Annotated in this window: 1 protein-coding gene; it reads right to left on the minus strand. The window is 67.4% G+C overall.

All coding sequences use genetic code 11. The features are described from left to right. Positions 1 to 297: VIT1/CCC1 transporter family protein (locus tag FK530_RS26120; RefSeq protein WP_193560369.1), on the minus strand; the 297-nt coding region annotated here is incomplete at its 3' end. Positions 298 to 598 lie beyond the last annotated feature (301 nt).

Genomic DNA, 598 nt, shown 5'->3' on the forward strand with positions numbered 1-598 from the left:
CGAGGCAATGCCGGCCGTCCCGGCAATGGCGATGGCACTGGTGTCGGAGGGGTCCACCGCGGCCACACCCACCAACAGGCCGGAGATGGAGACGAGCCCGTCATTGGCCCCCAGGACTCCTGCGCGCAGCCAGTTCAGGCGCTGTGAGAGGGAACCATGACCGAAGGGTTCGAGGTCCTCGTGCCGAGCGGCCTCGGACCCCTGCGGAAGGTGACCGACACGGTTCAGACGCGCGTTTCGACCCCGGTCTGCCTGGAGGCGGCCGAGGAGGGAAGGGAACACGGTCGTGAGGGCCATGGATGAACGTTATCGCTGGTCAAAGGCGTGTTCCAGGAAGGGAAGGCGCTCCTGTCGACCGTGAGGAGACCCTGTGCGCGGGGTCTCCCATCAGGGCGGTGCAGGCCCGGCACCCCTCGGACGGCCCACCCAGGTGCCCATCTGTGCGTGACCGTTTGGTCAGTGGGGGACGGGCGTGCACCTCTGCATGTGCTCAATACAGCATGTGCATGGCCTCGCGCACCTCGTGGAGGGTCCGGTCGGCGCGTTCATTGGCCTTCTCGTTGCCGGCGTGGAGGACGTCGAGCAGGTAGGCCTCGTC

The organism is Tsukamurella conjunctivitidis (genome assembly GCF_007858475.1).
GTDB lineage: Bacteria > Actinomycetota > Actinomycetes > Mycobacteriales > Mycobacteriaceae > Tsukamurella > Tsukamurella conjunctivitidis.